Genomic DNA, 22,405 nt, shown 5'->3' on the forward strand with positions numbered 1-22,405 from the left:
CGCCGGCCGTCCGGCTGTGTCAGGGACGTCAGGGCGTAAGCGCCTCGCCCAGATGCGCCTTCGCGGCCGTACCGAGCTGCGTCCGCCCGTAGTAGACCCCGCTCCCCAGTACCGGCGCCCCCGAGGCGGCGGTGTCCAGTTGCAGGATCGTGCCGGTGGCCTCGTCCTCGCCGTCCGCGCCGATGGCGAGGTCCGCGCGGCCGTCGCCGTCGAAGTCGGCGAGGGTGACGGCCGAGCCGAGCCGGTCGCCGGTCTCGGTGGAGCCGGGCACGTCCGGCTCGTCCTGGCTGACGGCGAGCGAGCCCGCGCCCGTCAGGCCGGACGCGGTGCCCTTGAAGAGCAGTGACGTTCCCGCGTCCGTACGGGACTTGCCCGCGCGCGTGATGTCCTCGCCGGGCGCACCCGCGAGGACGTCCGCGTGCCCGTCCTTGTCGACGTCGCCCACCGCCACCGACCAGCCGAGCGCGTCGCCCGCCTCGGCCGCGCCCACCACTCCGGGGCTCGCCTGGTGGACCGTGGTCGCGCCCGCGGAGGACAGGCCCGACGACGTACCGGGCACCACCGTCACCTGGCCGCCCGCGTGCGCGCCGGACTCCGAGGTGTACGGCTGGCCGATGACGAGGTCGTCGCGGCCGTCGCCGGTCACGTCGCCCGCGGCCACCGAGCGGCCGCCCTTGGCCGTCAGCGTGCTCACCCGGCTCAGCCCGGAGCGGGTGCCCTTGAACCAGACGACCTTCCCCTGCCCGGCCGCGTCGCGGTAGGTGAGGGCCACGTCGGCGTACTTGTCGCCATTGAAGTCGCCGGAAGCGGCGTCGGCGTACGCGATGGCGCTGTCGCCGGACGTGACCGTGCCCGCCGTCTCGCGGCCCGCCGCGAACCGCGCCGACCAGCTGCCGCCCGTGCCGGTGGCGGCGGCGAACACGTCCGCCTTGCCGTCGGCGTCGAAGTCGCCGACGGCGACCGCCGAGCCGAACCGCGCGCCGCCGTAGGCGAAGTCCTCCGACAGCTGCATGTCCGTGCCGGACGTGAACTTCGGGCCGTACAGCATCGTCACGGCGCCGCGGTCCTTGTGGCCCGACATGTCGTCCTCGCCCGGCGCGCCGATCACGAGGTCCGCGTTGCCGTCCCCGTCGATGTCGCCCCAGGCCGTGGCCGCGCCCCACTCGTCGCCCGACTCGCTCACGCCGGGCACGCCCGTGCTCGACTGCGTGAGCGTCTTCTTCTTCCCCGCCGCCGGGCCGCCCGCGCCGCCCGGCACGACGGTCACCGACCCCTTCGACCCGGACGCGCGCGGCGTGGCCGCGACGAGGTCGACGGTGCCGTCGCGGTCGAAGTCGGCCGTGGGCGCGGCGGGCGTGGCGTCGGCCGCGTACGCCGTCGCCCCCGTGCCCGCCATGACTCCGGTGCCGCCGAGCACGACCGCCCCGACGGCCAGCCATGCCCCGCGGTGCGCCTTTCGCAGGCTCAAATGCCCCAACCCCTCTGGTGAGCTCCTGGTGAATCAGCGAGTTCGTACGACTACCCGCAGAACGGAAGGGTTGTACGGGGCGGGGCGAAGTGTCGCGTGACCTTTCCCTCACCGCACCGGTGTGACAACCGGACGGACCGCCACGCAGGGTTCATGGGACGGGTCGCATGAGAAAAGCGTGAGAACGCGGACGCGAACCGTGGGCGCCTGAGCGCGCGGTCGGGAACCGGAAAGGTCGGCGGGACGAGTGGGCACTGTGGGGCGGACAGCGGGACACGGGACGCGGGGCGGCCGACGCCGGAGCCGGTCCCGGGGCGTGGCCGCCGTCCTCGTGGCCGCCGCGACGGCGTCGGCGCTGACGGCCTGCGGCGCCGACGACGAGCCGGTGCGGCTGAGCGGGACCTTCGAGCAGCAGCTGTCGCCGGACCAGGCGCGCGGCACCCGGCTCGCGACGGAGGGCATGCGGCTGCTCGAGTCGGCGCGGTCGCTGCGCCTGAACGCCGCGATCACCAAGGGCTCGGCGACCGCGGGGACGGCCCAGCGCATCGAGGTGTCGCTGCGCGTCGACCGGCACTCCAACTGCACGGGCACGTTCGACGGCGGCCAGGGGCAGAGCGGCGAGCTGCTCGTGGTCAAGGGCGGCGCCACCCACATCCGGTTCACCGAGGCCTCCCTCGACGGCCTGGTCGCCCAGGCCGAGGCGGAGGAACCGGCCGCCGCCGCGGCCATCAGGCAGCGGGTCGCGCTGGTCCGCGGCAAGTACCTGCGGATGCCGCAGGACAAGGCCGCCTTCTCCAAGGGGATGTGCGACCTGGGCAGTCTGTCCCAGGCGATCGAAGGGCTCGGGGACGAGGACTTCGAGGGCACCGTCCGGGCCGAACGGCCGACGTACCGCTACGGCAGGCAGGTCATCCCGGTCGTCGACGTGGAGCGCGGGGACAAGAACGTCCTGTACGTCGCCGCCGAGGGCGAGCACCGCATCACGGCCTACGAGGCCGAGGAGGCCGGCGAGCGCCGGGTCCTCAAGCTGTCCGACTACAACGAGCCGTTCGAGGTGGAGACGCCGTCGGCGGACGAGGTCGTCGACGCGAGCGAGTTCGGGGGACCGGCGGGGGCCGACCTCTTCGAGGTCTGAGCCGCACCGCCGGCGAGTGAGCGGCCGGGGCCGCCACCCCCCACAGGAGAGGCCCCGGCCGTCACACGGCACGAACCGCGTGGCGGTCCGTACTCCCTTCTGCGTCCCGGGTGCGTTTTCTGTCACACCGCGATGCGTCACCCGCTAGTTGCATGTTGTACAAACATGGACGCGCACCGGTTTCACGCCGTAGCGTGCAGGTTCGCGCCGCGTTGAGAGCCACCTACGCGACCGCCGACCGGACCACCGTGAGCGGTGCAGCGGCGCACGACCGCGAGAAGACAGACCCGTGAGAGCGGCGCCTGACCAGGCGCAGAGGGGCACGCAGTGCAGGGGGAGGACGACGCTGAGCTGACCGCCGCCGTGCTTGCGGCACAGGACGGGGACGAGACCGCGTTCCGGACTGTGTACCGCTCCGTGCACCCGCGGCTGCTCGGCTACGTACGTACGCTCGTCGGCGACCTCGACGCGGAGGACGTCGCGTCCGAGGCGTGGCTCCAGATCGCCCGCGACCTCGACCGGTTCAGCGGCGACGCGGACCGGTTCCGTGGCTGGGCCGCGCGCATCGCCCGCAACCGCGCCCTGGACCACATCCGGATGCGCGGCCGCCGCCCCGCGATCGGCGGCGACGAGACGGAGCTCACCGGCAAGCCCGGCGCGGCGGACACCGCGGGGGAGGCGATCGAGTCCCTCTCCACCGGCGCCGCGCTCGCCCTCATAGCCCAGCTCCCGCAGGACCAGGCGGAGGCCGTCGTGCTGCGGGTCGTGGTCGGCCTCGACGCCAAGAGCGCCGCCGAGACGCTGGGCAAACGCCCCGGCGCGGTCCGCACCGCGGCCCACCGTGGCCTCAAGCGCCTCGCCGAGCTGATGGGCGCCGACGACCCCGCGCAGGGGCGCGGACTCGGCGCCGTACCCCCGCAGCCTGACCCGCACGGACGTGCGGTGCCACCGTCCCCGTGTGTGACGCATTCGCGTACGCGGACGCAGAAGGACATGTGATGGCCGACGAGCAGTACAAGTGGCTGGACCGCGATGCGGCGGAGCGATTGCTCCGCGGCGAGCGGCTCGACGGCATCGGCGATCACGAGCGCGAACAGGCGGAACGCCTCACCGAGGCCCTGATCGCCCTCCGCGCGCCCGCCCCCTCGACCCCCTCCGACCCCGCCCCCGCGTCCACCCCCGCCGTGAAGTCCGAACTGCCCGGCGAGGCGGGAGCGCTGGCGGCGTTCCGCGCTGCGCGTGGGGCCGGTGGTGTGGCTGGGGTATCCGGGGTTTCTGGGGTGGCTGGGACGTCTGGGGAGGTTTCTGCGGCCGCCAAGCCCGGCGCGTTCGGCGACACCCGCGCCCCCGGCGCACCCGGCGCCCCCACCGCCTTGGCGACGCACCCCGACCGATCCGACCAGTCCGACCGACCCGACCGGTCCGACCAGACCGTCCGCATCGGCCGCACCACCCCCCGCTCCACCCGCTGGGCGCGCCCCGTCCGCCTCGGCGTCGCCGCCGCGCTCGCCGCCTGCATGGCCGGTGGGGTCGCCGTCGCGGCCGGCACCGGGGTGATCCCGTCGCCGTTCACGCGGAGCGAGCAGGGGCCCGCGACCAGCGCGTCACCGGTGGCGACGCCGGAGCAGCCGCTCAGCACGCCCTCGGACGACGCCGTCGACCCGCCCGACGAGCTGCCCGACGACGTCAGCTCCGCCCCCGAGGACGACCCGTCCAAGCCCTCGCAGGGCAGCACGCCGTCCGAGGACGGGGACGACACCAAGACCCCGGGCGGCACGGAGGGCTCCGACGGCGACAAGGACGCCACCGAAAAGCCGGACAAGGGCCCGGGCCCCGGTACCGGCGAGGGCGAGCAGCGCGGCGACGCCAGGAAGTGGCGCAAGCGTGTGATCTCCGCCTGCCGCGACTACCGCAGCGGCGCGCTCCAGGGCGACAAGCGCCGCCGCCTGGAGGAGGCCGCGCGCGGCGCCGAGCGCGTGCAGCGGTTCTGCGAGCGCGTCCTCGACGGCAGCAAGGGCGGCGGCAAGGACGACGAAGGCCACGGCGGCGGCGACGGTGGACAGGGCGACGGAGACGGGAACAACGGCGGCGGCGGCCACCACGGCCCCGGCGACGGACACAACGGCGGCGGCTCCGGCGGCCACAACCCGCCCGTGGTGCTGCCCGCCCCGCTCCCCAAGCCTTCGGCCTCGTACAGCGCCCTGCCGGTCCTCTGACCGCGGTCCGTGCATCCGCCACGGGAGTGTGACCCAGGACGCACCGCCAGGGTGTGACGTTTTCCGAATCGACGGCGCAGTAAGAAGTGAGCCGACTGGTCATCGGCTGCGCACGAGCCGGGGTTCCCCCCGTACCTACGGCTCCGTGCCACTGGCGCGGGCGGGATACGTTCCCCCGATTCCGCCCGCGCCCCATCTTTGCGCCTAAACCGGCGCCGCTCTCGCGGACCCCTTCTTGCGCCTAAACTGGCGCCGCTCTCGCGGACCAAATTGATCGCCGTTGGGGTTGCTCAATGAGTGGTTGCGGCTCGTCTGGGCTTATTTGTAGATCACTACCTTGTCGCCCGTCCTGACCTGCTTGAAAAGCTTCGCGATGCCCTTCTTGTCGCGTACGTTCACGCAGCCGTGGGACGCGCCGTTGTAGCCCCTGGCCGCGAAGTCCGACGAGTAGTGCACGGCCTGGCCGCCGCTGAAGAACATGGCGTACGGCATCGGGGTGTCGTACAGCGTCGAGACGTGGTCGCGGTTCTTCCAGAACACCTGGAAGGCGCCCTCGCGCGTCGGCGTGTACTCCGAGCCGAAGCGCACGTCGACCGTCGTCACGGCCTTGCCGTCGATCATCCAGGTCAGCGTGCGGCTCTCCTTGCTGACGCACAGGACCCGGCCGGTCAGACAGCGCCGGTCCGGCTTGGCGGGCGGCATGCCGCCGTCGGGGTACAGCTCGGTCCGCGTCGGCTCGCGCGTCATGGCGAGCAGCCGGTCCCAGGTGCGGGTGTCGGTCGCGCCGGTGCGAAGGAGCCCGCGCTTGCCCTGGAAGCCCTCGACCGCGGTCGCCGTGACCGGTCCGTACGTCCCCGTCGGGTTCTGCCCGAACCAGCCGATCTGCCGCAGCCGCGCCTGGAGTTCACGCACCTTCTTGCCGTCCTGGCCGCGCGCCAGGACGACCGGACCCGGCTCCGGCGGGGCCGGGGGCGGCGGGGTGCTCGTGCGCGGCCGGGACGGCGGCGCGGACGGCGGGTCAGGGGTCTTCGACTGCGGCAACTCGGCCCGCGACACCGGGGACTTCATCTTCTTCAGGGGTGATTCGCTCGGCGTGGGCGAGGAAGGGCCCCGAGCGGAGTTGTCCGAAGACGACCGGGTGGCTGGCGACTTCTCGTCCTTGCCCGTCGTCTCCACGGCCTGCGCCGTGCACCCGCACGCCAGGGCCAGGGCGACGACGGCTCCCGCCGCCGCGCGTCCCCTGGCTATCGCGTCCCTGCTCATCGCATCCCCCACACCGTTCCACCGGACAACACACCCCGAAGTGTTTCCCATTGGCGAATGCTTGTGAAGCCTGCGTCAGTGGTGCCAGGCCTGCCCGTCCACGTTGTGGATCATGCGCTGGAGGACCTTCAGGGCCTGTATGTAGTCGGCGTCGTCGATGCCCTCGTGGATCTCCGCACGCGTCCGCTCCTGCAGCGCCGCGACCCGGTCGCGCAGCTCGGCGCCCGCGTCCGTGAGGCGCAGCGGGGCGTCCGCGACGTCCGGGTCCTGGGTGAGCAGCCCGCGGTCGAGCAGGGCGTCGATGTCGTGGTGCAGCGGCCCCTCGCCGAACTCCAGGTAGCCGCGCAGGACTTGGACGACATCCTTGCGGTCGCGGCCGTTCTCGTGGCCGACGACCTGGTTCAGGACCCACCACTGCGGCTGGGTCAGTCCGTTCTGGGCGAGCATGGCGCGGATGTGGTGGACGACGGCCTTGGCCGCCGCCGAACTCCAGTAGCCGATGGGCTGGTTGACGAGGTCGGCGTCGCTGTGGGACGGGGTGAAGGGGGGCTTCGGCCGGGTGGCGGTGGTCGTGGTGGTCGCCGTGGCGCTCGCGGTCGTGTTCGCATTCGTGTTCGTCATGCCCCCGAACTTAGGACCTCAAGTTTAGTTGAGGTCAAATACTTCCTGAGGCCTTCTTCGTCCTGCCCCGTCCAGGCGATGTAGCCGTCCGGACGGATCAGGTACAGCCCGGGTTCGTAGGGGGCGCGGTCGGCTGTGCGCTGTACGCGCGCCATGTCGCCGTCCAGCGGCGGGAGTTCGGTGTCCGTGGCCACCGCGAGCAGCGTGAAGTGCGGGCCGCGGAAGGCGTCGAAGAGGCGTCCGGCGCCCAGCGGGGCGTCGGGGGCGCGGTCGCCCGCCCGCGGGGTGGAGTCCGAGGCGGCCGTCGACGTGTCGAGGGAGAGGGAGGAGTCCCGGTAGCCCAGGCCGAGTTGGCGGGTGGCCGCGCCACGCCGTTCGGTGCCGTGGTGGATGCGCGTGGACAGGTCGAGCATCCGCGCGGCGACCGCCCGCCGCTCCTCCTCGTACGTGTCGAGGAGCCCCGCGTCCGCCCCGTGCCGCAGCACCGCGCCCAGCTTCCAGCCCAGGTTGTAGGCGTCCTGCACGCTGGTGTTCAGGCCCTGGCCGCCCGCGGGGGAGTGCACGTGCGCCGCGTCGCCCGCGAGCAGGACGCGGCCCGCGCGGAAGGCGTCCGCGAGGGCGGCGCGCGGCCGGAAGTCGGAGGCCCAGCGGACCTCGGTGACGTCGGCGGCGGTCAGATGCGTGCGCGCGGCCACGGCTTCGCGTACGCCGTCGGGGGACAGGTCGGGCTCGGCGCCGCCCGTGAACCGGGCGACCAGCTGGAAGTCCGCGATCCCCGGCAGCGGGCAGATCGCCGCGAAGTCGCCGCCGCTCGCGGCGCCTTCGGACGGGTGGGCGCCGGCCGGCGGGAACACGTGCCAGTTGTCCCGGTCGAGCGCGCCCTCGGCGATGCGGATGTCGGCGACCAGCATGGGCTGCGGATCCACTGTCTCGCCCGTCATGCCGATGCCGAGCGCGCGCCGCACGGCGGAGCGGCCGCCGTCGGCGGCGACCGCGTACGCCGCGCGGACCGTGCCGCCGCCCGCCAGGCTCGCCGTGACCCCGTCCGCGTCCTGCGCGATCCCGGTGACCTCCGTGCCGAACGCGACCGACCCGCCGAGCTCCGTCAGGCGGGCGTACAGGATCTCCTGCGTGCGCCACTGCGGCACGAGCACCGGGCCCGCGTACGGCGCCGAGTCCACCGGCTCCGGCTCGTCGAACATGCGGTACTCGCCCTGCCGGACGCCGTCCCGCCACACCATGCCGACCGGCGGCGCGCCGCCCGCCGCCAGGATCGCCCCCGCCACCCCGAGGTCGTCGAAGACCTCCAGCGTGCGCGGCTGCACGCCCTTGCCGCGCGAACCGGGGAAGAGGCCCGCCGCCCGCTCCACGACGAGGGCGCGCACGCCCCGGCGGGCCAGGTCGCAGGCGAGGGTCAGACCGGTGGGGCCCGCGCCGACGACCAGGACCTCGGTCGTCGCCGCCATCGGTGATGTCGCCGTCGATGATGCCGCGGTGGGTGAAGTCGCTATCGGCGATTCCGCAGGGTTTCCGCCCATTGCCTTAACGCTGTTAAGTGCCATGTCTCCGAGGATGCGCTTAACGGTGTTAAGTTGTCAAGGTGGCTACGACACGACTGGACCGGCGGCGGGTGGCGCGCGTCGCGCTCGACCTCCTGAACGAGACCGGCCTCGACGGCCTGACCCTGCGCGCCATCGCCAAGGAGCTGGACGTCAAGGCCCCCGCTCTGTACTGGCACTTCAAGGACAAGCAGGCGCTGCTCGACGAGATGGCGACGGAGATGGTGCGCGGCGCGGCGGCCGACCTCGCGGGCGCGCCGGACGCCGACTGGGAGACCTCCGTCACGACGGCGATGCGCGCCCTGCGCCGCATGCTGCTGCGCTACCGCGACGGCGCGAAGGTCTACAGCGGCACGTACTTCACCGACACGTCGTACGCCGCACCCGTGGAGGCCCAGCTGCGCCGCCTCACCGAGGCGGGCTTCACCCCGGGCGCGGCGGCACGTGCCCTGGTGACCGCGACGAGCTACACCATCGGGTACGTCATCGAGGAGCAGGCCACGGGGCCGCGCCCGGGTGCGGAGGGCGCGGCGGGCGCCGAGGGGTATGACCTGGTCGCGCGCGCCGAGCGCCTGAAGGACTACCCGCTGGCGGCGGCCGCGGGCGAGGAGATGTTCCGGGGCTACGAGGACGGCTTCGAGGCGGGCCTCGCGGCGGTGGTCGCCGGGGTCGGCGTCACCCTGCTCGGCCCCGGCGCACGGCCCGCGTGACGACCGGGGGCAGCAGGTCGGCGGCGAGGCGGCGGGCGCGGGCCCGGGCGGCGGGGCCCTTGGGGGCGGTGCGGGGGCCGCGCTCGGGGGTGGCGGCCGGAGTGGCCGCGGGGGCGCGGTAGTGCCGTGACGGGGGGAACGCGGGCGCCGCCATGCCCTTCTTGGACTTGACCCGCACGATCCGGTGCCCGGCGGCCTCCTGCACGCTCAGGTGGCAGTCGCCCCGCTCCCGCACCATGGCGAGCAGCTCCTCCTGCACGGGACCCGGGTCGTCCCAGGTGCCGTACAGCTTCTGGGTGCTCAGGCAGATCGGCTTCAGGCCCCGGTTGAGCACCGCCTCCCAGGCCGCGATGGACACGCCCGGAGTGTGTTCGGAGCGGAAGTCGTCGAGGACCACGACGCCCTCGGGCAGCAGCGTGTCCCTGGCCGCGCCGATGTCGCCGCGCACGTGCTCGTACAGGTGTGAGGCGTCCACGTGCACGAACCGGCAGGACTTCGGCGCCACCTCGTCCGGCACCACCGAGCTGGGCGCGCGCAGCACGCGCGGCAACGCGTCGTGGAACGACAGGTAGTTCCGCTCGAAGACCTGCTTCGTCAGCGTCGGGTAGGACTTGTCGGACTCCGCCTTGTTGGCGCCGTCCGGTGCCTCGTCCTCGAAAAGATCACAGACCGTGTAGTCCTCGCCGTCCCGCAGATGGTGGCCGAGGAATATCGCACTCTTGCCCATATAGACGCCGATCTCCAGAAGATCGCCGTGAACTCCCCGGCTTTCCTGCCGGGTCAGAAGCCAGTCGAACAGCACCTGATCAAGATTCGGAAACCAGCCGGGAACATCGCTGAGCTCTTGGGGAAGTGCGGAAGTGTCGTGCGCAGCAGGCATGAGGGAAAACCACTCTCTTGTTGCGGACGCAAGTTCCCGAGGACGCTAGGAGATACCCCGGGCACGGTCAAGGCGCTTGCCGCAATGCTGCTTTTGGACATCCGCGGGACGGCCGAGAAGCCCTGGGGAGATGAATTCCCCGTGAACGCGAGCGGATCATCACCTTACCCGCAGCGGGGGTGCGGGGCATTTCAGCGCCCCGCACCCCCGCCGCGCCCCGGAATACGGCCGGGACCGTCCGCTCGGCCGTCCGCTCAGCCCAGCGCCGCCCGCTTGATCGACCGGGCCCGCCGCGCCACCTTGCGCACCGCCGCGTTGCGCGGGATGAACGCGAGCTGCACCGGGATCCCGCCCGGCAGCGCGAGCGCCGTCAGCCTGCGCTTCTTGAAGTAGCGCCAGGTGCGTTCGTTCAGGTGCGTGGCGAGATAGCGCTCCGTGGTCGGGCGCAGGCCCGGGTAGATCTTGGGCTGCATGGCGAAGCCCACGGCGCGCACCAGACCGCTCAGCGCCGCCGCGTCCGGCTCCGCGCGCCGCCCGGAGACGGCCTCGCGGTCGCCGAGGTCGGGCAGCAGCGCGTCGACCAGCGTGACCGGGATGCGGTTGCTGTTCTCGTACGGCTTCAGGCGCTCCAGGAGCGTCTCCGTGCCGATGCGCGCCACCGGCAGGTCGTAGAACGCGGAGGCCGTGAGCAGCGCGGTGGAGAAGCAGCCGACGACGAGGGCGGGCCGTACCCGCTGGTAGAGCACCTCGGCGAGCACCGGCGTGTCCAGGACGGTCAGCTCCACGCCGAGCCGCTCGGCCTCCTGCTCCAGCTGCCGCGACCAGCGCGCGGGGGCCGTCGGATGGGGCTTGAACACCACCCGCTTGTGCCCGAGCGCCGCCGCGCCGCGCAGCATCCGCGCGTGCAGGTCCTCTTCCTCCTCGGTGGTGAGGATGTTGAGGGCGGAGAGGTACTGGCCGAGCAGCAGCGCCGGTTCCCCGATCCGCGAGAGTGCGTCCAGGGAGCCAGACTCCGCCTCACTGTCGGCGAGTTCGCCGAGGACCTTCAGAAAGGTGTCGGTCGGTACGAGCTCGGGTTCGACGCCGAACTCGGTGAGCAGCAGCGGCTTCAGGCCGGGCACCAGGTCGAGGTGGAGCAGCCGTCGCACCCGGGTGCCGACCAGCGGGTCGATCTTGTTGCGGGTGGGGCCGTAGCTCATCAGGCCGTCGGCGTAGACGTCGACGGGCGCGCCCGTGAAGATCTGCGTGAGCGCGAGCGCCGGCTGGACCTGGATGGACTCCACGGCCAGCTCGACGTTGTCGTCGCCGAGGTCCCAGGCGAGCCGCAGATAGCGCTGCCACAGCGGCAGGTCGTCGCCGCGCGGGGACCAACTGCCCGGGTGGAAGGGCGAGATGGCCTCGTTCCACGAGAGCACGTCGTCGAAGCGGCCGCGCAGCCGCTCGAAGCCGGGCATCGTGTCGACGGACGGCGTGGTCTCGGGCGTCGCCGCGTTGTTGGCGATCAGCAGGACGCGCCGGTCGGCCGGGCCGAAGCGGTCGGCGTCCAGGGCGGCGGCCAGGGTGGCGACGCCGTACAGCGTGGACGCGAAGAAGATCTGCGTGGTGCGGCGGCGGGCGTCGGGGCGCGCGGCGGCGAGGGCGGCGGCGTGCGGGTCGCGCACGGCCTGACCTGCGGGGTTCACGCGGCCACCTCCCCGGCGCCGACGGCACGGCGGCGCAGTCGGCGCAGCCGCGTCGCGCGCTGGACGTCCATGGAGTCCAGGGCCTCGTCGAGGACGCCCTGGGGCATGCGCTTGAGCGCGGCGGCGCTCAGCGACTTCAGTTTCCGGGCCACGGCCGGCTCGAACCTTTCGATGGATCCCAGGTGGTGGGAGATGATCGCGCAATACGTGCGCACGGCCTTCGGCAGCAGGATGTCCGCGTCGCGGTCCTCGGCCGTCTCCCGCACCACCTGGTCGAACGCCTTGATGAAGTCGAGCTGGCGGACGTCGCCGATCTGCGTGAGCGACGACGCGACACCGCGCCGGTAGAAGACACCGAGCAGCCCCACCGCGGCGAACGACTTCGCCTCCCGGTGCAGCCGCCAGATCCACGGCCGGTCCTCGGCCGTGCGCAGCCCGTGGGTGAAGTGCAGAAGCCCCTGGTCGAGCAGGCGGCGGTGGTACATCCCGGCCCAGGCGAAGGCGTAGTCCACGGACGTGGAGCGGTCGGCGGGCAGGATCACGTCGCGCGGCGACATCACCACGCCGCGCAGGCCGTGCGGCACCCGGTGCACGCTGCGGGCGCGCGCGGTGCACTGCACATGGTCGGTACGGACGAAGTCGCAGCCCAACTCCTCGATGGCGCCGAGCAGTTGCTCGTAGTAGCCGGGCGCGAGCCAGTCGTCGCCGTCGAGGAAGGTGATGTACTCGCCGCGGGCCGCGTCCAGACCCGTGTTGCGGGCCGTGGCCAGGCCCCCGTTCTGTTCATGTCTGAGGTGGACGGCGCCGGGGAGCTCGCGCGCGGCACGCTCGAGCACGTCCGGTGTTTCGTCCGTCGAACAGTCGTCGACGAAAATGAATTCGAAGTCTCCACGCACGTTCGCGTGCAGGGACTTCAAGGTGTCGGGCGCGTATTGCTGCACGTTGTAGAACGGCACGATGACGGAGAGCTTAACCACGTGCGAGACGTTAGGTGTCGGCCCGGCATTCGTCTTGTCCCGCAGTGGGATGTCAGGTGAACGAAGCGTGGCGGAATGGTTAACCGGGCGTCCCGTCACACGTTTGCCAGCCCCCTTCGCCATTCGTCGGCACGCTGTTAACCGTTTGTTGCACCTGAGTTGGGCCATCAATCGGAATGCCTTCCTAGCGTCTTCGCTGTGCCAGTAAGCAACAAGACGACGCGGGTCGCCGTGCTCGCCGACTCCGACACCCGGTGGAAATGGGGCTCGCTCACCGCGAAGCGCCTCACGGGAGCCGCCGAGGGCGAAGAGGCCGCACCGGACCTCCGCCTCGACGGTTATCTGCTCCGCGGCCGGGCCACCCCCACCCCCCGCCAGCTCGAAGAGGTCGGGGTGCGCGCGGACAGCATGCGCGAGGTCACCGCCATCGAGTTCCTGAACGCCGTGGGGTCCGGCCGTGACGAGGACGCGCCCGACGTCCCCGACGTCCCCGACGTCATCGTTCTCGCCCTCGTCGGCGGCGCCGTCCAGGCCGTCCTGCACGGCCTCGCCCGCGTCTTCGCCGGCGCGGCCCGGCGCCCCGTCGTCGTCACCGGCTACGTCGGCGTCGTCTACGAGAAGCTGGCCGACGGACTGCTCCTGCGGCACGGAGCGGACGTCGTCCTCGCCAACTCCCGCCAGGACGCGGAGCGGTTCCGCGCCGTGTACGAGGGCGTGGGCGCCGACGCGTCCGGCGTCGTGGAGGCCGCGCTGCCGTTCCTCGGCGGCGAGCCGTACGCCCCCCGCGACCCCTACACCGTCGTCTTCGCCGCCCAGCCCTCAGTGCCGGAGAAGCGGGCCGACCGGGCCTACCTGCTGTCCCGCCTCATCCAGCACGCCCGGCGCCACCCCGAGCGCGAGGTCCTGCTCAAGCTGCGCAGCAAGCCCGGCGAGCACACCACGCACATCGAGGAGCTGCCGTACCAGAAGCTGGTCCGCGGCGAGGAGCAGCCCGCCAACTTCCGCCTCGTCTACGGGCACATGGGCGAGGTCCTCGACCGCACCGACCTGCTCGTCACCGTCAGCTCCACCGCCGCCCTCGAAGCGCTGCACCGCCGCATCCCCACCGCCGTCCTCACCGACCTCGGCGTCCGCGAGGCCCTCGGCAACCACGCCTTCATCGGCTCCGGCTGCCTCGCCTCCTGGGACCAGCTCGACGCCGGACAGAGCCCCGAGCCCGACCCCGACTGGGTCGCGCGCCAGGGCGTCGCCGCCGACGGGGCGTACGAGACGGCGTTCGACGCGGCCCGCGAGCGGGTGGCGAAGCTGACCGGCCGCGCCCGCGACGGCTCGCTCCCGCCGATCCAGCCGTACTACACGCAGGTCACCGCCCCCGGATACCTCCCCGGCATCCTGGCCCGCCACCACCTGGGCCCCGACGCCACCCCGCTGCCCGGCGCCCCCGCCGCCGACCGCGACCCCGGCCCGGTCCGCCAGGCCGTCCGCAGCGCCGCACGCGGGGCGTACCGGCACGGCGTGCAGCGGGTCGCGCCGGTGATCCGGCGGATGGGGGAGCTGTGAGGGGGCCGGAGGCGGCGCGCGCCGAGGCCGCCGTGGTGCTGCCGCACCCGGCTGAGGGCGCCGAGCCCTCGTCGGACCCGGCCGAGGGCACCGTGCCCCCGTCGGCCCCGGCGAAGGCCGCCGAGATCCCGCCGCAGGGACCCGGCAGGCCCGCGCCGACCACCCCCGCCCGGACCACCCCGGAATCCGTCCCCCACACCAGGCCCGCCGCCCCGACCAGCCCCCCACCAGGCATCCCTGAAGGAGCCTCCATGTCCAAGCCCCACCCAGCGGGCCCGTCCCACCCGGAGGGCGAACCGGTGCGCCGCGTCCTCGCCGTCATCCCCGCGCGCGGCGGCTCCAAGGGCGTGCCCGCCAAGAACCTCGCGCCGGTCGGCGGCGTCCCCCTGGTGGCCCGCGCGATCCGCGCCTGTGTGGCCTCGCCGCTGGTCACCGACGTCGTCGTCTCCACCGACGACACGGTGATCGCCGAGACCGCCCGGTCCGCCGGGGCCGAGGTCGTGCTGCGCCCCGCCGCCATCGCCGGGGACACCGCGACCAGCGAGGCCGCGGTCCTGCACGCCATGGACGGCTACGAGGAGCGGCACGGCGTCACGGTCGACGTGGTCCTCCTCGTGCAGTGCACCAGCCCCTTCATCGTCCGCGAGGACGTCGACGGCGTGGTCGGCGCGATCACCCGCGGCGGCGCCGACACCGCGCACACCGTCGCGCCCTTCCACGGCTTCGTGTGGCGCGACGCGAGTGACGAGCCGCCCGCCATAGAGGGCGAGCGCACGGCCGCCGAGGGCGGTACGACCACCGTCGTCACCGACACCGCCACCTCCGGCGGCTACGGCGTCAACCACGACAAGTCCTTCCGGCCCCGCCGCCAGGACCGCCCCCAGGACCTCCTGGAGACCGGCGCCGTCTACGGCATGGCCGCCACCGGCTTCCGTACCCACAAGCACCGCTTCTTCGGGCACACGGAACTCGTCCGCACCGACCCCGCGCGGGTCCTGGAGATCGACGACCCGCACGACCTCGCCCGCGCCCGCGCCCTCGCCCCGCTCTTCGACGCGGACCGTGACGGCGCCCTCCCGACCCGCGCCGACATCGACGCGGTCGTACTCGACTTCGACGGCACCCAGACCGACGACAGGGTGCTGATCGACTCCGACGGACGGGAGTTCGTCACCGTGCACCGCGGTGACGGCCTCGGCATCGCCGCCCTGCGCAGGTCGGGCCTGACGATGCTGATCCTGTCCACGGAACAGAACCCGGTCGTCGCCGCCCGCGGACGGAAGCTCAAGATCCCCGTCCTGCACGGCATCGACCGCAAAGACCTCGCACTGAAGCAGTGGTGCGAGGAGCAGGGCATCGCTCCCGAGCGCGTGCTCTACGTCGGCAACGACGTCAATGACCTCCCGTGCTTCGGCCTTGTCGGCTGGCCCGTGGCGGTCGCGAGCGCCCACGACGTCGTACGCGGCGCCGCACGCGCGGTCACCTCCGTCCCCGGCGGTGACGGCGCGATCCGAGAGATCGCCGCCTGGATCCTCGGCCCCTCCCTCAACAGTTAAGGAAAGTTCCTGCCATGAGCAACACGGCCTCCAACGACCGCCTGCGCACCCTCGGTTCGAAGACCGCCGGCCCCGGCCACCCCGTCTACATCACCGGCGAGATCGGCATCAACCACAACGGCGACCTGGAGAACGCCTTCGCGCTCATCGACGTGGCCGCCGACGCCGGCTGCGACGCGGTGAAGTTCCAGAAGCGCACCCCGGAGATCTGCACGCCGCGCGACCAGTGGGACATCGAGCGCGACACCCCCTGGGGCCGGATGACGTACATCGACTACCGCCACCGCGTGGAGTTCGGCGAGTCCGAGTACCAGGCCATCAGCGAGCACTGCGCCAAGCGCGGCATCGACTGGTTCGCCTCCCCGTGGGACACCGAGGCCGTCGCCTTCCTGGAGAAGTTCGACGTTCCGGCCCACAAGGTCGCCTCCGCCTCCCTCACGGACGACGAGCTGCTCCGCTCCCTGCGCGCCACGGGCCGCACGATCATCCTCTCGACCGGCATGTCCACCCCGCGCCAGATCCGCCACGCCGTGGAGGTCCTCGGCTCGGACAACATCCTCCTCTGCCACGCCACGTCGACGTACCCGGCGAAGGCCGAGGAGCTGAACCTCCGCGTCATCAACACCCTCCAGGCGGAGTACCCGAACGTCCCGATCGGCTACTCCGGCCACGAGACGGGCCTGCAGACCACCCTCGCCGCGGTCGCCCTCGGCGCCACCTTCGTCGAGCGCCACATCACCCTTGACCGCGCGATGTGGGGCTCCGACCAGGCCGCCTCCGTCGAGCCGCAGGGCCTGTCCCGCCTCGTCCGCGACATCCGCACCATCGAGGCGTCGCTCGGCGACGGCGTCAAGAAGGTGTACGAGTCCGAGCTCGGCCCGATGAAGAAGCTCCGCCGCGTCGCGGGCGTCGTCGCCGAGGCGGGCGACCGCGAGCCGGTCGCCGTCTGACACCTGTCGGCCCACCGGCGCCCCCGCGAACACGGGGGCGCCGGTTCCGTCGGCTCCGGCCCCGGTCCGAGCGGCCGGGGCTCCGGCGGCTCCGCGAGAGACCGCCGCACCGCTGCACACGGGAGGACGCATGTCAGTACGAACCGGTCGGCGCGCCGCCGCCACCGCGACCGACGGCGGCACGCTGGCGTTCGTGGAGTCGCCGGTGCAGTTGCTGAATGTGCTGGAGTGGGCGCATACGGCGATGCGGGGCGAACTCCCGGAGCCGAACGAGCCGCCGAACCGGCCGCCAAACCAGTCGTCGAACCAGCCGCTGAACCAGCCGGAGGATCCGCCACAGGCCCTCCCGCAGCCCCTCTCACGGGCCCTCTCACAGCCCCTCCCGCAGGCCCTCCCACTGGACCCGCCCGAGGAACTGACCCTCGTCGTCCTCTCACCCACCGACCCCATGACCCGGGGCCAGCTGCGCCGCATGTGCGAACTGGCGCGCGGTGAGGGCTTCCATGTGCGCTGGGAGGAGGCGCGGGGCGGCACGACGGCGCCCTTCCACACGATCGGCGGCCTGGCGGGCCCGCTGCGCAGGGCCCGGCGGATAGTGATCGGCGACCCGTTCTCCCGCTACGTACAACTGCTCCTGTCCATCACGCGCGCCCGTGACCTGGTGGTCGTGGACGACGGCACGGCGACGATGGAGTTCATCTCCCAACTGGCGCGTGGCGAACGCCTGGTGCGCTGGCACCGCAGAGGGGGCCGCCCCGGCGCGCGGGACATGGTGTTCATGCCGGTGTCGTCCAAGGCGCGCCGCCGCCTGACGCCGAGCGGGGACCGCAAGGTCGAGGTCTTCTCGTCGATGCCGATCGAGTCGGCGCCGGAGGGCGTGACCGTCACGGCCAACGCCTTCGCCTGGACGAGGGCCCGCTTCGGCCCGCCGCGCATCACCAAGGGCGCGGACCTGGTGGGCACGTCCCTGGTGGAGACGGGCGTGGTGGACCTGGACCGCTATGTCGAGGCGGTGCGGGCGCTGGCCCGGACGCACGGCGCGGCCCGCTACTTCGCGCACCGCCGCGAGAGCGCGGAGAAACTCCACCGCCTGGCCGTCGACACGGGCCTCCAGGTCGTACGCCCCGACCTCCCCCTCGAACTCATCGCCCGCAGAGGCCCCATCGGCCGCACCATCCTCAGCTTCCCCTCCACCGTCGTCCACACCCTCCCCCTCGCCCTCGCGGGCACCGAGGTCAAGGTCGCGGTCATGGACATCGACCCGTCCTGGCTCACGGACTCGGCATCGCCCCGCGCCCAGGGGTTCTTGTCGGGGGTGACGGGGACGGCGCGGGATGTGCATCGCCTGGCTTCGGTAACGGACGAGGAAGAACAGGGCCCGCCCCAGGACCCGGCCCAGCCCTCGCCCCAGGGCCAGCCCTCGGCCCAGACGCAGGGCCAGAACCAGGGCCCCGGCAACGGAGTGAGGCAGACGGCACCGGCGTGACCGCTGGACACAGCAGGCGTTTGTGTACAACCTGACGGTGGCGGATCTGCATACGTGCTACCGCGATTGGACTCTTCGGTCAGGTGGCGCAATAAGGGAGAGGTTGTGGGCGTCGTGGTAGAAGCTCCAGATGTCCATGACCTCCCACTGTCGCGGTGGGGGCGGATCAGTCCTGCCCTGGTCGGGCGGGTAGTTGAAGTGCGGATATTGTGCGCCCATTCCTTCGGTATCGGCGTGGAACTGACTGCGCAAGGCTCCTACGGTAACGTCAATCCCCCTCGTGTTGCGGATGGCCGTTTCACGGTCGAGGGAATGGCAAGTCATATCGGTGAAGTCAGGAGGGCCGTCGTGCTGGCCGCGGACCCGGGGCGGCAGCCCACTCTGACACTTCGGCCGTCTGAAATTCCGGCTGCCTGATGTGTGGTCCAACGTCTGGCCGCTGCGGTCGGCTTCTGGAGGATCCGGGTGCTGGCTGGTGCCCATGATCCGATTTGATGCGCTCGGTCGCGAACTGCTCGGGGCGCTCGTCGCGTCGGGGTGGAGTGCTGAGCGGGCTGTTGACCATGGCCGATGGGTGAAGTCGCTGGAGCGCGAGGGGTATCGGGCTCACGCCTTGGCGCGGGAAGTGCTCTCGGCGATGGGGGGTCTTTCGGTTGAGCCGGTCAATCGGGTTGGGCCGAATTTCAGCAATGACGAACCTTGGAACTTTGATCCCATCGCGGGTGGGTCGGGTCAGCGTGAGCTGGCCGTGGAAGTCGAGGGTGTTCTCGGTGGGGAGTATTTCCCTGTCGGTGAATGGCTGAGCTATTCCAGCGTTTTCTTGGAGGCTGGGGGGAGAGTCGTCGCCGCTGGTATGGGGTGGATCTGGGAGTTGGGCTCGACCTTCGAGGAGTCCTTGGAACTGGCGGTTTGCGCCAATCGGCCGTTGGTCTGTCTCCATGCGGATCCGGGGCTCGATCCTTGGCCGCCGGTCTTTCGGCAGTGAGGGTGGCGTAGGCGGGTCAGGGCTGGTGCGGGACGTTGCGGGCGCTCAGGGACAGGGCGTTTGTGGCTGTGTAGTAAGGCCTTAGGCGGGTGGTGGTGTTGGGGTGGGCGTGGGGGAGTTCCGTCGCGGGGTAGGTGTTCGTCTTCTTGCGTTCGACCGTGTCTCCTGTGATGCGGCCCAGGGGGACCCGGCCCGCCGTGGTGTGCACGTGGAGGTCCCAGACCGTGTGGTCCGCCGTGCCGTGGTGGGTCTGCGCTTCCGCGTAGGGGATCGTGAAGTGGAAGTGGGTCGGGGTCAGGTTGTGTACCGGCACGGTGATGTCGGGGGTGGGTCGGGTGTGCGGGGGGCTTGTGGTGCGGGGGGTGAGCGTCACCGTCGTTCCCTCGGGTGGGAGTTGGGCGTTTCCCAGTAAGTGGGCCGTCACCGTGGCCGAGGTCTCGCCGACCACGACCTGGTCCACCTCCGCGTGCGCCGGACGCAGCCATGCGCGCATGGCCAGGTAGCCGTCGGACGTGGCGTACGGGATCCAGGAGGTCAGGCCCTCGGGGGTGAGGGTCGGCGGGAGGGTCGGGGGGAGGGTCAGGAGGCGGGCCGTTTCGATGAGGTGGGCTCGGAGGCGGGTACGGGCCCGGGCGCCGCCGGACGTGGCGTGGAGGGTGCTGCCGAAGGCGTCGTCGGGGGCGTCGTGCGGGGTTATGTAGCAGTCCCAGCGGCCCTCCTGGAGCGTGTGGAGCGTGCGGTCGACCGTCACGATCGACTCGACCACACCGGGCGCCACGGGCGTGAGGGGCGGCACCGGGACCCGTATCTCCCGGCCTTCGGGGTCCTTGCGTTTGCGGAGGAGGAGGTCGAGGGGGCCTCGGGGGAGGGTCGCGGGGGCGAGGACGACGGCCAGGTCCCCGGCAGGGGTGATGCGGGCGGAGGCGGTCGGGGGCGGGGCGGGGAGTGCCTGTGGGGGTGGTGTGGGGCGGTCGGGGCCCGTCAGGGCTCTGCGGATGCGGGTGGTGAGGCGGGGGCGGGACGGGGGCTCGGGGCGCAGGCTCTCGATGAGGTCGAGGTATCGGCGCGCGATCACCGAGGGGACGTACGTCGACGCCTTCGCGCGGGCCGCCGCGCCCAGGCGGGCGCGCAAGTCGGCGTCCTTCATCAGGGACTTCAGCGCGTCCGCGTACGCGTCCACCCCGCCGGACAGCGGCACGAGCAGCCCGTCCTCGCCGTCCGAGATGATCTCCGCCGGGCCGTGCGGGCAGTCCGTCGCGACGACCGGGACGCCGCAGTGCATGGCCTCGACGATGGTCATGCCGAAGGACTCCATGTCGGAGGAGACCGCCGCGACGGCGCCCTTCGCCCACTCCGTCTCGATGGGCGCGGCCGGGCCCATCATCAACACCTGGTTGTAGAGGCCGAGTTCGTCGATCTGGCGGCGCAGCCGGGCCCGGTCGGGGCCACGGCCGTAGAGGCGCAGGGTCCAGTCGGGGTACTCGGCGGACACCTTGGCGAAGGCCGCGACGAGGCGGTCGTACCGCTTCACCGCGACGAGTCGGCCCGCCGCCACGACGACCTTGGAGTCGAGCGGGGACGGGCGGACCGCGGGCGCGGTGACGCCGTTGGGGATGCAGAGGATCTTCGTACGTACGCCGGGAAGTCCCGCCCGGTACAGCGCCGCGTCCGCCTCGGAGACCGTGACGAACGCGTCCAGGCCCGCGGCGATCGCGGCGTTCTGGTCGCCGCGGAGCTGCTCGCTGTGCGCGTCGTAGGAGAGGTGCTCCTGGCCGATGCGGAGGTATCCGCGGCGGCCGGCTCTCTGCGGATTTCCGTGGCGTGCCAGGTAGCCGTTGAGGATCGGGCGCGTTCCTATGACGGCGTCCGCGTCGGTCTCCTTGAGGTGTTCGGCGATGGTTCGGTCGTGCAGCGCCGTGTAACGCAGGCGGCCGAAATCCACTCCCTTTTCCGGGAACATGCTGTTCGAGAGTCGGTTCAGTTCGTGATCGCCCTCGTACGCGGGGGAGTCCTCGCGCATCTCGATGAGGGAACGCAGGCGTACGCGTGGGTGGAACGGCAACTCCGGTCTCTCCGCGACCCGGTGCACGCTCGTGACCTGCACCTCGTGCCCGGCGGCCGCCAGCGCGCCGGAGAGGTTCGCGGTGGCGCGGATGGTGCCGCCGATTCCGTACGCGTTGTGGAGCAGAAATTCGATCTTCAATTCTTCGGGCCCCTCGATGGTCATCGCCGACGTCGTCGTCAGGGCAGGCTCCATCGCCACCGCGACATGGATCTCTTCCGGAGTTCGGCCTTTCCCCGCTTGCGGGGAAAGTGAATTCATGAGGGCGCCATCGGTGTCAACGCGGGGCATAAATGGGTGGGAATCCAAGGTTCCGCGGAGTCGGTCGGCGCCCCCCTCGCGGGGAGGCGGTGGGGGTGCCGACCGCTTCCGGGGACCGGGAGAGCCCCGGAAGGCCAGAGGGCCCGGGGCCGGGCCGTGACTCCCTATGTTCGGAGCGTCGGGCGGGGAGGATTGGGCATCGTTGCTGATTTGTCCTGGCGAATGGTTCGTCAGATAGCGGGTCGCGGTGGTTACTTCCGGACCATCTGTCTGAACTCGCCTTCTCTGTAGGTGTTTGCGTACGTCAAGTGAGAGGTCCGCCTCATAGGTAGGGGGCGCCTGGACTCCCTGCGTGGCGGGCTCCTACGCTGGCCGCTCACTCAGTTTCCGTACCAGGAGTCACCTTTGCTCTACCGAAAGAACATCCTCCGCTTCGGCGTGCCCGCAGCCGTGCTCGCCCTCACGCTCACCGCGTGCGGCGGGGACGACGGCGGTTCGAAGAAGTCGAACAGCAAATCCAAGGACGAGGCGCCGGTGGCGGACTCGAAGGAGAAGCCGGCCGGGCAGAAGCCGACCGGCGGCGGCGCCCTCGGCACCGGCAAGAGCGCCACCGGCAAGGTGAAGGAGGGGACCACCCCCGTCACGTACGAAGTCGTCGCACAGAAGGTCGACGTCGGCACCGAGGCCGACACGCAGAAGCTGGTGCGGGACCCCAAGAAGGCCAAGGGGCTCGTCCCGGCCGTCGCGCACCTGAAGTTCACGCACAAGGGCGGTGGCGTCGTGAAGGAGACTCCCGACGCCGCCGACACCACGGAGATCTGGGCCGACGGCCGGCGCGGGGGCCTCGTCATCGGCGCCTCCGAGGACGCGCCCGGCTGCGACGACCCGCTGGACATCGAGGGCTGGAAGCAGGGCGAGAGCCATGTGCTCTGCGAGACCTACCTCGTGCCCAAGGGCTCCAAGGGCCTTGAGGTCCACTGGGCCGAGAAGGAGGACGGGGACCCCTACGTCTGGAAGTTCGCCGGGCAGTAGGT

The 22,405-nt window shown here is 72.0% G+C and carries 18 protein-coding genes; 10 read left to right on the top strand and 8 right to left on the bottom strand.

Annotated elements, in window-relative coordinates; genetic code table 11:
- Positions 1-28: 28 nt before the first annotated feature.
- The gene (locus tag ACFVHO_RS16255; protein ID WP_385714081.1) at positions 29-1,468 is read right to left on the bottom strand and encodes an FG-GAP-like repeat-containing protein; all 1,440 of its coding nucleotides are present in this window, start codon (positions 1,466-1,468) and stop codon (positions 29-31) included.
- Between the two features lie 316 nt (positions 1,469-1,784).
- On the opposite strand from ACFVHO_RS16255, the gene ACFVHO_RS16260 reads away from it, so the two are divergent.
- From ACFVHO_RS16260 to ACFVHO_RS16270, 3 genes are all read left to right on the top strand, one after another.
- Entirely contained in the window at positions 1,785-2,603 is an 819-nt protein-coding gene (locus tag ACFVHO_RS16260; protein ID WP_385714084.1) for a hypothetical protein, read from the top strand.
- 327 nt (positions 2,604-2,930) lie between these two features.
- Entirely contained in the window at positions 2,931-3,602 is a 672-nt protein-coding gene (locus tag ACFVHO_RS16265; protein WP_385714087.1) for an RNA polymerase sigma factor, read from the top strand.
- Positions 3,602-4,819 carry a hypothetical protein gene (locus ACFVHO_RS16270; RefSeq protein ID WP_385714090.1) on the top strand — a complete coding sequence of 406 codons (1,218 nt, stop codon included), beginning with the start codon at positions 3,602-3,604 and terminating at the stop codon, positions 4,817-4,819. The genes ACFVHO_RS16265 and ACFVHO_RS16270 overlap by 1 nt, the downstream gene beginning before the upstream one ends.
- Positions 4,820-5,137: 318 nt before the next feature.
- Here ACFVHO_RS16270 and ACFVHO_RS16275 read toward each other — a convergent pair whose 3' ends face one another.
- From ACFVHO_RS16275 to ACFVHO_RS16285, 3 genes are all read right to left on the bottom strand, one after another.
- A complete protein-coding gene (locus ACFVHO_RS16275; protein ID WP_385714092.1) occupies positions 5,138-6,082 on the bottom strand; it encodes a L,D-transpeptidase family protein in 945 nt (314 codons plus the stop codon).
- Positions 6,083-6,157: 75 nt separating this feature from the next.
- A complete protein-coding gene (locus tag ACFVHO_RS16280) occupies positions 6,158-6,703 on the bottom strand; it encodes a MarR family winged helix-turn-helix transcriptional regulator (protein ID WP_385714095.1) in 546 nt (181 codons plus the stop codon).
- Positions 6,700-8,169 (bottom strand): FAD-dependent monooxygenase, encoded by a 1,470-nt coding sequence (locus tag ACFVHO_RS16285; RefSeq protein WP_385714098.1) that lies wholly within the window; start codon positions 8,167-8,169, stop codon positions 6,700-6,702. Before ACFVHO_RS16285 ends, ACFVHO_RS16280 begins: the two co-directional genes overlap by 4 nt.
- Positions 8,170-8,303: 134 nt before the next feature.
- Between ACFVHO_RS16285 and ACFVHO_RS16290 the strand changes: the two genes are divergently transcribed.
- A complete protein-coding gene (locus tag ACFVHO_RS16290) occupies positions 8,304-8,972 on the top strand; it encodes a TetR/AcrR family transcriptional regulator C-terminal domain-containing protein (RefSeq protein WP_385714100.1) in 669 nt (222 codons plus the stop codon).
- Here ACFVHO_RS16290 and ACFVHO_RS16295 read toward each other — a convergent pair.
- The 3 genes from ACFVHO_RS16295 to ACFVHO_RS16305 all read right to left on the bottom strand — a co-directional run bounded on the left by ACFVHO_RS16295 (position 8,938) and on the right by ACFVHO_RS16305 (position 12,511).
- Complete coding sequence (locus ACFVHO_RS16295) at positions 8,938-9,852, bottom strand: class I SAM-dependent methyltransferase (RefSeq protein ID WP_385714103.1); 915 nt, start codon at positions 9,850-9,852, stop codon at positions 8,938-8,940. The genes ACFVHO_RS16290 and ACFVHO_RS16295 overlap by 35 nt on opposite strands.
- A 254-nt stretch (positions 9,853-10,106) precedes the next feature.
- Positions 10,107-11,513 carry a polysialyltransferase family glycosyltransferase gene (locus tag ACFVHO_RS16300; RefSeq protein ID WP_385714285.1) on the bottom strand — a complete coding sequence of 469 codons (1,407 nt, stop codon included), beginning with the start codon at positions 11,511-11,513 and terminating at the stop codon, positions 10,107-10,109.
- A 17-nt stretch (positions 11,514-11,530) separates the two neighbouring features.
- Positions 11,531-12,511, bottom strand: coding sequence for a glycosyltransferase family 2 protein (locus ACFVHO_RS16305; RefSeq protein ID WP_385714106.1), 981 nt, complete (start codon positions 12,509-12,511; stop codon positions 11,531-11,533).
- 198 nt (positions 12,512-12,709) lie between these two features.
- Here ACFVHO_RS16305 and ACFVHO_RS16310 point away from each other — a divergent pair, with 198 nt between their 5' ends.
- The 5 genes from ACFVHO_RS16310 (at position 12,710) to ACFVHO_RS16330 (ending at position 19,048) form a co-directional block, all read left to right on the top strand.
- Complete coding sequence (locus ACFVHO_RS16310) at positions 12,710-14,071, top strand: DUF6716 putative glycosyltransferase (RefSeq protein WP_385714109.1); 1,362 nt, start codon at positions 12,710-12,712, stop codon at positions 14,069-14,071.
- A gap of 251 nt (positions 14,072-14,322) precedes the next feature.
- Positions 14,323-15,627 carry a cytidylyltransferase domain-containing protein gene (locus tag ACFVHO_RS16315; protein ID WP_385714288.1) on the top strand — a complete coding sequence of 435 codons (1,305 nt, stop codon included), beginning with the start codon at positions 14,323-14,325 and terminating at the stop codon, positions 15,625-15,627.
- 14 nt (positions 15,628-15,641) lie between these two features.
- Entirely contained in the window at positions 15,642-16,577 is a 936-nt protein-coding gene (locus ACFVHO_RS16320; RefSeq protein WP_385714112.1) for an N-acetylneuraminate synthase family protein, read from the top strand.
- Between the two features lie 130 nt (positions 16,578-16,707).
- The gene (locus ACFVHO_RS16325) at positions 16,708-18,063 is read left to right on the top strand and encodes a hypothetical protein (RefSeq protein ID WP_385714115.1); all 1,356 of its coding nucleotides are present in this window, start codon (positions 16,708-16,710) and stop codon (positions 18,061-18,063) included.
- A gap of 481 nt (positions 18,064-18,544) precedes the next feature.
- Complete coding sequence (locus tag ACFVHO_RS16330; protein ID WP_385714118.1) at positions 18,545-19,048, top strand: SUKH-3 domain-containing protein; 504 nt, start codon at positions 18,545-18,547, stop codon at positions 19,046-19,048.
- Between the two features lie 16 nt (positions 19,049-19,064).
- Here ACFVHO_RS16330 and ACFVHO_RS16335 read toward each other — a convergent pair whose 3' ends face one another.
- Positions 19,065-21,251 (bottom strand): glycosyltransferase, encoded by a 2,187-nt coding sequence (locus tag ACFVHO_RS16335; RefSeq protein WP_385714291.1) that lies wholly within the window; start codon positions 21,249-21,251, stop codon positions 19,065-19,067.
- A gap of 525 nt (positions 21,252-21,776) precedes the next feature.
- Here ACFVHO_RS16335 and ACFVHO_RS16340 point away from each other — a divergent pair.
- Positions 21,777-22,403, top strand: a complete 627-nt coding sequence (locus ACFVHO_RS16340; RefSeq protein WP_385714121.1) for a hypothetical protein — start codon at positions 21,777-21,779, stop codon at positions 22,401-22,403.
- The last annotated feature ends 2 nt before the right edge of the window (positions 22,404-22,405 follow it).

Source organism: Streptomyces sp. NPDC127108, assembly GCF_042677545.1.
Classification (GTDB): domain Bacteria; phylum Actinomycetota; class Actinomycetes; order Streptomycetales; family Streptomycetaceae; genus Streptomyces.

Excerpts from the sequence above, each read along its gene's own strand:
- ACFVHO_RS16270 (WP_385714090.1), top strand. The coding sequence starts at position 3,602 with ATGGCCGACGAGCAGTACAAGTGGCTGGACCGCGATGCGGCGGAGCGA.
- ACFVHO_RS16275 (WP_385714092.1), bottom strand. The coding sequence starts at position 6,082 with ATGAGCAGGGACGCGATAGCCAGGGGACGCGCGGCGGCGGGAGCCGTC.
- ACFVHO_RS16280 (WP_385714095.1), bottom strand. The coding sequence starts at position 6,703 with ATGACGAACACGAATGCGAACACGACCGCGAGCGCCACGGCGACCACC.
- ACFVHO_RS16285 (WP_385714098.1), bottom strand. The coding sequence starts at position 8,169 with ATGGCGGCGACGACCGAGGTCCTGGTCGTCGGCGCGGGCCCCACCGGT.
- ACFVHO_RS16295 (WP_385714103.1), bottom strand. The coding sequence starts at position 9,852 with ATGCCTGCTGCGCACGACACTTCCGCACTTCCCCAAGAGCTCAGCGAT.
- ACFVHO_RS16315 (WP_385714288.1), top strand. The coding sequence starts at position 14,323 with ATGTCCAAGCCCCACCCAGCGGGCCCGTCCCACCCGGAGGGCGAACCG.
- ACFVHO_RS16320 (WP_385714112.1), top strand. The coding sequence starts at position 15,642 with ATGAGCAACACGGCCTCCAACGACCGCCTGCGCACCCTCGGTTCGAAG.
- ACFVHO_RS16325 (WP_385714115.1), top strand. The coding sequence starts at position 16,708 with ATGTCAGTACGAACCGGTCGGCGCGCCGCCGCCACCGCGACCGACGGC.
- ACFVHO_RS16330 (WP_385714118.1), top strand. The coding sequence starts at position 18,545 with ATGATCCGATTTGATGCGCTCGGTCGCGAACTGCTCGGGGCGCTCGTC.